Below are 6,533 nucleotides of genomic sequence, written 5' to 3' on the forward strand. Positions count from 1 at the left end.
CCGCGGGGCCGTCCGGCGGGCCCGCGGCGGCGGCCCGGAGGGCTCAGCCGCCGGCGAACGGCGGCAGCACCTCGACGGTGCCGCCCGGGGTCAGCGGCACGGTGGCGCGGTCCCGCGTGCCCACCGGGTCGCCGTCGACCAGGAAGGAGCAGTGGCCGAGCACCTGCAGCAGCCGGGGCCGGTCCGCGTGGCGCTCCGCCACCGCGGCCAGCGCCTCGGCCAGCGTCGCCGCCTCGTACGGCTCCTCTGCGGTGCCCGCCTCGGCCTTGGCGGCGGCCCAGTAGCGGATCGTGCCGGTCACCCGTGCGGGGGCCGGGGCCACTCCGGCGGGTGAAGCAGCAGCGGCGTTGGTGCCCATCGGCAGGCCTCCTCGTCGTCCTCGCCCGGTGCAGCGGCCCGGCTCCGTCCGCCGGCCCGCCCACGCCATGGTGTACACGTACGGTGCGGCCGGTGCTGCCCCCATGATGGCCCGGAGGGTGCCCGGCGGGCCAGCACCGCCCGTCCCGGGGCCGGCCGGGCCCGGGACGGGCATGACACTGCGGGACGGCCGCAGTGCCCTTTGTGGCCCAGCCCTCGCCGCTTTCCTCTCCCGGAGCACGGCGTGGTCGGCTATTCTCGACGCGTAAGGGATCCGGGCAGAGTCGCCCCCGGGTCCTTTTGTGCTTTCAGGACGCCAGTACGGACGTTCTTGCGAACGGTGCTCCACCCGCACCGCTCCCGGGAACGACCCCGTGACAGCGGCACAACGGTGTGCACGCGTCGGACGGGGTGTCAGGACCGGTGCCGGGCCCCCGCCCGGCGCGGGAGCAGACCGGAAGGTTCGCGGATGAGCAGGGCAGGAACGGCACGTCAGGGGTTGCGGGACTCCTGTCGCACGCCCCCTTCCGCCGTGCGCGCCCACGAATGCTCCGGAGCCCTCCCGGCCGTCCCCACGAGCACGCCCTCCACCTCCTCCGCACCCGCGCCCGCCGGCGGCACCGGCCGGCGCGCTGCGACCGCGACGACCCGGAAAGGGGACTACCGGGTATGAGTTCTCTCCTCCTGCTCACCAACGCCCTGCAGCCGTCCGCCGAGGTGCTGCCCGCACTGGGCCTGCTCCTCCACAACGTCCGGGTCGCGCCCGCCGAGGGCTCCGCACTGGTCGACACCCCGAGCGCCGACGTGATCCTGGTCGACGGCCGCCGCGACCTGCCGCAGATCCGCAGCCTCTGCCAGCTGCTGCGCTCCACCGGCATCGGCTGCCCGCTCGTCCTGATCGTGACCGAGGGCGGCCTGGCCGCCGTCACCGCCGAGTGGGGCATCGACGACGTCCTGCTCGACACCGCGGGCCCGGCCGAGGTCGAGGCCCGGCTGCGGCTCGCCATGGGCCGGCTCCAGGTGACCTCCGACGACAGCCCGATGGAGATCCGCAACGGCGACCTCTCGGTCGACGAGGCGACCTACTCGGCGAAGCTGAAGGGCCGGGTGCTGGACCTCACCTTCAAGGAGTTCGAGCTCCTGAAGTACCTCGCCCAGCACCCCGGCCGGGTCTTCACCCGCGCCCAGCTGCTGCAGGAGGTCTGGGGCTACGACTACTTCGGCGGCACCCGCACGGTCGACGTGCACGTCCGGCGGCTGCGCGCCAAGCTCGGCGTCGAGCACGAGCAGCTGATCGGCACCGTGCGCAACGTCGGCTACCGCTTCGTGGTGCCGGAGAAGCCCGACAAGGGCGAGCGCTCCGGCGCCGAGCAGCCGCAGCGCGCCGGCGCCGTCCAGGACGCCTGAGCACCGGCCGGCCGGGTCCGTCTGGGCCCGGCCGACGCCGTCCCGGCGCCCCCCGCACGGCGTCCGCGCCGCGGTACCCGCACGGGGTACCGGGCCGGAAGGTGAGACACGTCATACCGCTGCGGCGCGACCCGCGTAGACTCCCTCCGTGGCCAAGGTGACGCGCGACGATGTAGCCCGACTGGCTGGGACCTCGACCGCGGTCGTCAGCTACGTGATCAACAACGGACCCCGTCCGGTCGCCCCGGCGACCCGCGAGAAGGTCCTCGCCGCCATCGAGCAGCTCGGCTACCGGCCGAACAGCGTGGCCCAGGCGATGGCGTCCCGCCGTACCAACCTCATCGGCATGGTGGTACCCGACGCCCGCCAGCCGTTCTTCGCCGAGATGGCGCACGCCGTCGAACGCGCCGCCTCCGAGCGCGGCAAGCTCGTCCTCATCGGCAACTCCGACTACGTCGACGACCGCGAGGTCCACTACGTCCGGGCCTTCCTCGGGATGCGGGTCTCCGGGCTGATCCTGGTCAGCCAGGGCCCCTCGCAGCGGGCCGCCGAGGAGTTCGCCGCCATGGAGGGCGCCAAGGTCGTCCTGCTGCACCGCAGGCCCGAGGCGATCGACGACGTCGCCGTGGTCACCGACGACGTCGGCGGCTCCGAGCTCGCCGTCCGCCACCTGCTGGAGGTGCACGGCCACCCGTACGTGGTCTGCTTCGGCGGCCCGGTGGAGTCCCCCGCACCCGGCGACCCGGTGATCGACCACGTGGAGGGCTGGCAGCGCGCCATGTCCGCACACGGCCTGCCCACCGAGCAGCACCTCGTCGACGCCCCGTTCCACCGCTACGGCGCGTACGAGGTGGCGGTCGAGCTGCTGCGCTCGCCGAACCGCCCGCCCGCGATCTTCTGCTCCACCGACGACCAGGCGATCGGCGTCCTGCGGGCCGCCCGCGAGGTCGGCCTGCGGGTCCCCGAAGACCTCGCGGTCGCCGGCTTCGACGACGTGCCCGAGGCGGCGCTGGCCGACCCGCCGCTCACCACCGTCGCCTCCGACCGGGACGCGATGGCCCGCGCCGCGGTCGACCTCGTCCTCGACGACTCGCTGATGGTGCCCGGATCCGACACCGAGCGGGTGCGGAAATTCGAATCGCGCCTGGTCGTCCGGCGTTCCTGCGGCTGCGGCGAGCCCAGGCCGGCGCCCACCGCCTGACCAGGCTTTATGAGAAGTCAACAGGCTTCTCGGGCCCTTCTGACCCCGCTCTCATCAGATCTTCATCCACCGGGCGGACCGTGGTCGGCATGAGCGACCACTACAGCAGCGACGACCCGTACCGGCCCCTCCCGGAGGGCGTCGCGCAGCCCGCGCAGCCCTCGCCGGCGAGCCCCGCCCCCGGCTGGGCCGAAACCGGCCACGGCACGCCAGAACCGCCGGCACCGCCCGAGGCGACACCGCCCGAGCAGCCCGGCGCCGCCCCGCGCGGCAGCCACGCCCGGCGCGGCTACCTGCGCGGCCGGATGGCCCTGGTCACCGCGGTGGCCGCGGTCGCCGCGCTGATGGGCGGGGTGGCCGGCGGTGCGCTCGCCGAGTCCCGCAACGACTCCCGGACGACCGCGAGCACCCTGGTCAGCCCGGTCTCCGCCAAGTCCGACGGCAGCGCGGACGTCTCCGCGATCGCCGCCGCGGTCTCGCCGAGCACCGTCCAGATCACCGTGAAGACCGCCGACGCCACCGCGACCGGCACCGGCGTCGTGCTCACCGCGAACGGCCAGATCCTCACCAACTTCCACGTCATCTCCGGCGCGGTCACCGACGGCGGGCAGACCACCGTGACCTTCGCGAACGGCCGCACCGCCGACGCCACCGTCACCGGCACGGACAAGTCCCTGGACGTCGCCGTCATCACCGCCTCCGGCGTCAGCGGGCTGACCCCGGCCGTGCTCGGCGACTCCTCGTCCGTGCGGATCGGCGACCCGGTGGTCGCCATCGGCAACCCGGAGGGCCTCACCGGCACCGTCACCTCCGGCATCATCAGCGCGGAGAACCGCAAGGTCACCGTGCAGGTCGACGAGGGCACCACGCGCGGCAACGGCGGCTTCGGCTTCCCGCAGCTGCCCGGCATGCGCGGCGGCTCCTCCTCTTCCTCCGGCGGCGACACCGCCACCTACCAGGCCCTGCAGACCGACGCGGCGCTCAACCCCGGCAACTCCGGCGGCCCGCTGATCAACGCCTCGGGCCAGGTCATCGGCATCAACTCGGCGATGTACTCCGCCAGCGGCTCCAACTCCACCGCCGACTCCAGCAGCGCCGGCAGCGTCGGCTTGGGCTTCGCCATCCCGATCGACAGCGTGAAGCAGGTCCTCGCCAAGATGCAGGCCGGTCAGACGCTGTAACCCGCCCCTCCCGCAGGACAATGGCAGCACCGCCACGGACTCAGAAAGGGCCAGCGCCCATGACTCCCCCCGCCGACGACCGCACCGCCGCCGAGCCCACCGGCATCCCGGCCCGGCTCCTCGTGGTCGACGACGAGCCCGCCCTGCGGGACGCCCTGGAGAGCAGCCTCGCCTTCGAGGGCTACGAGGTCACCACCGCCACCGACGGCTTCGAGGCCCTGGAGGCCGTCGAGCGCAACCGGCCCGACCTGGTGCTGCTGGACATCATGATGCCGCGCATGGACGGCCTGACCGCCGTCCGCCGGATGCGCTCGCGCGGCGACACCGCGCCCGTCCTCATGCTCACCGCCCGGGACGCCGTCGGCGACCGCGTCACCGGTCTCGACGTGGGCGCCGACGACTACCTCGCCAAGCCCTTCGAGCTGGACGAGCTGCTCGCCCGGGTCCGCGCCCTGCTGCGCCGCAGCGCCCTCGCCTCCGAGGCCGCCGCCCGCGCGGCCGCCGTCGAGGACGACAGCGAGGTGCTCTCCTTCGCCGACCTGCGGATGAACACCGCCACCCGCGAGGTCACCCGGGACGGCCGGCCGATCGAGCTGACCCGCACCGAGTTCATGCTGCTGGAGATGTTCCTCGGCCACCCGCGGCAGGTGCTGACCCGCGAGCAGATCCTCAAGGCGGTCTGGGGCTTCGACTTCGAGCCGTCCTCCAACTCCCTCGACGTGTACGTGATGTACCTGCGCCGCAAGACCGAGCAGGGCGGCATGCCGCGACTCATCCAGACCGTCCGCGGCGTGGGCTACGCGCTGCGGACGGCCAGCGGCGCGGCGGCGTGAAGGCGTTCGGCCGGCTGACGGGGTGGTTCCGCGCGCGCTCGCTGCGGAGCAGGCTGGCCATGCTCACCGCCGCGGCGGTCGCCGTCGCGATCGCGCTCGCCGCCGTCGCGTGCTGGTTCGTCGTCAAGAACCGGCTCTACCAGCAGGCCCAGGACAGCCTGCGCAACGCGCCGTCCGTCAGCGCCGGGCCGGGGGACCACCGCCAGCAGCTCGTCGCGTGCGGCACCTCGCCGCAGGCGGCCGCCGAGAGCGCGGCCAAGCAGGCCGCCGAGGTGGAGGCCGCCCAGCCGAACCTGCCCCCGTTCGGCAGCCGGACGCCGTGGGCCAGCCAGCTGCTGTCGTCCAGCGGCACGATCTGCACCCCGCTCTCCACCACCGCCAAGGGCATCGTGGTCGAGCAGTCCGACTACCGGGTGCTGGGCCAGCCGCCCAACAAGCCGACCTTCCGACTGGGCACCTACAGCAAGGGCGGCGATCCGGCGATGGTCCGGGTCAGCAGCGTGACGCTGACCGTCCACGACCCGGCCACCCAGCAGGACACCACCGGCGACTACGTGCTGCTCACCGCCACCTCGCTGAAGGACACCCAGGACTCGCTCCGCGAGCTCGCCTTCACCCTGCTCGGGGTCGCCGCGCTCGGCGTGGTCGGCGCCGGGTTCACCGGCCGGATCGTGGCCCGCTCGGCGCTGCGGCCGGTCGACCAGCTGACCGACGCCGTCGAGCACATCGCCCGGACCGAGGAGGTCGGCACCACCATCCCGGTGCACGGGCACGACGAGATCGCCCGGCTCTCCACCTCGTTCAACTCGATGTCGACCGCGCTGCTGAACTCCCGCGAGCGGCAGACCCGGCTGATCGCCGACGCCGGGCACGAGCTGCGCACCCCGCTGACCTCGCTGCGCACCAACGTGGACCTGCTGATCCGCAGCGACGACACCGGCCGGCCGCTGCCGCCGGCGACCCGGACGAAGCTGCTCGGGAACATGAAGGCGCAGATGCAGGAGCTCACCCTGCTCATCGGCGACCTGCTGGAGCTGTCCCGCCCGGACTCCCCGAAGCCGGGGCAGAAGCTCTCCGTGGTGGCGCTGCACGAGATCGCCGACCGCGCGGTGGAGCGGGCCCGGCTGCGCGGCCCCGGCCTGGTGTTCGACGTGGCGATCGACCCCTGGTACGTGCACGGGGACGCCGCCGCCCTGGAGCGGGCGGTGATCAACCTGCTGGACAACGCGGTGAAGTACAGCCCGCCCGGCGGCTCGGTGGACGTGGCGCTGGCGGGCGGCCGGCTGACCGTCCGGGACCACGGCCCGGGCATCCCGCAGGACGAGCTGCCGTACGTCTTCGACCGGTTCTGGCGCTCGCCGTCCTCGCGGCAGCTGCCGGGCAGCGGGCTGGGGCTGTCGATCGTGGCGCAGACCGTCCGGGACACCGGCGGCGAGGTGTCGCTGGGGCCGGCGAACGACGGCGGGCCGGGGGCGCTGGCGACCGTCCTGCTGCCGGGCCAGCCGGACCCTCCGCAGTGACGGCGGCGGCCGGGGGCGGGCACCGTGCTGGTGC

The 6,533-nt window shown here is 74.1% G+C and carries 6 protein-coding genes; 5 read left to right on the plus strand and 1 reads right to left on the minus strand.

Annotation, left to right across the window (positions count from 1 at the left end; all coding sequences use genetic code 11):
* Positions 1 to 43: 43 nt before the first annotated feature.
* Positions 44 to 358, minus strand: a complete 315-nt coding sequence (locus tag ACFV0G_RS32325) for a MoaD/ThiS family protein (protein ID WP_380555701.1) — start codon at positions 356 to 358, stop codon at positions 44 to 46.
* Between the two features lie 668 nt (positions 359 to 1,026).
* Here ACFV0G_RS32325 and ACFV0G_RS32330 point away from each other — a divergent pair.
* The 5 genes from ACFV0G_RS32330 to ACFV0G_RS32350 all read left to right on the plus strand — a co-directional run bounded on the left by ACFV0G_RS32330 (position 1,027) and on the right by ACFV0G_RS32350 (position 6,499).
* Entirely contained in the window at positions 1,027 to 1,764 is a 738-nt protein-coding gene (locus ACFV0G_RS32330) for a response regulator transcription factor (RefSeq protein WP_380555703.1), read from the plus strand.
* Between the two features lie 148 nt (positions 1,765 to 1,912).
* Complete coding sequence (locus tag ACFV0G_RS32335) at positions 1,913 to 2,965, plus strand: LacI family DNA-binding transcriptional regulator (protein WP_380555705.1); 1,053 nt, start codon at positions 1,913 to 1,915, stop codon at positions 2,963 to 2,965.
* A gap of 89 nt (positions 2,966 to 3,054) precedes the next feature.
* Positions 3,055 to 4,146, plus strand: coding sequence for a S1C family serine protease (locus ACFV0G_RS32340; protein WP_380555707.1), 1,092 nt, complete (start codon positions 3,055 to 3,057; stop codon positions 4,144 to 4,146).
* 59 nt (positions 4,147 to 4,205) lie between these two features.
* Positions 4,206 to 4,979: a response regulator transcription factor gene (locus tag ACFV0G_RS32345; protein ID WP_380555709.1), complete on the plus strand. Its 774-nt coding sequence runs from the start codon at positions 4,206 to 4,208 to the stop codon at positions 4,977 to 4,979.
* Positions 4,976 to 6,499, plus strand: coding sequence for a sensor histidine kinase (locus tag ACFV0G_RS32350; protein WP_380555711.1), 1,524 nt, complete (start codon positions 4,976 to 4,978; stop codon positions 6,497 to 6,499). Before ACFV0G_RS32345 ends, ACFV0G_RS32350 begins: the two co-directional genes overlap by 4 nt.
* Positions 6,500 to 6,533: the final 34 nt, after the last annotated feature.

The organism is Kitasatospora sp. NPDC059571, assembly GCF_042735675.1.
Taxonomy (GTDB): domain Bacteria; phylum Actinomycetota; class Actinomycetes; order Streptomycetales; family Streptomycetaceae; genus Kitasatospora.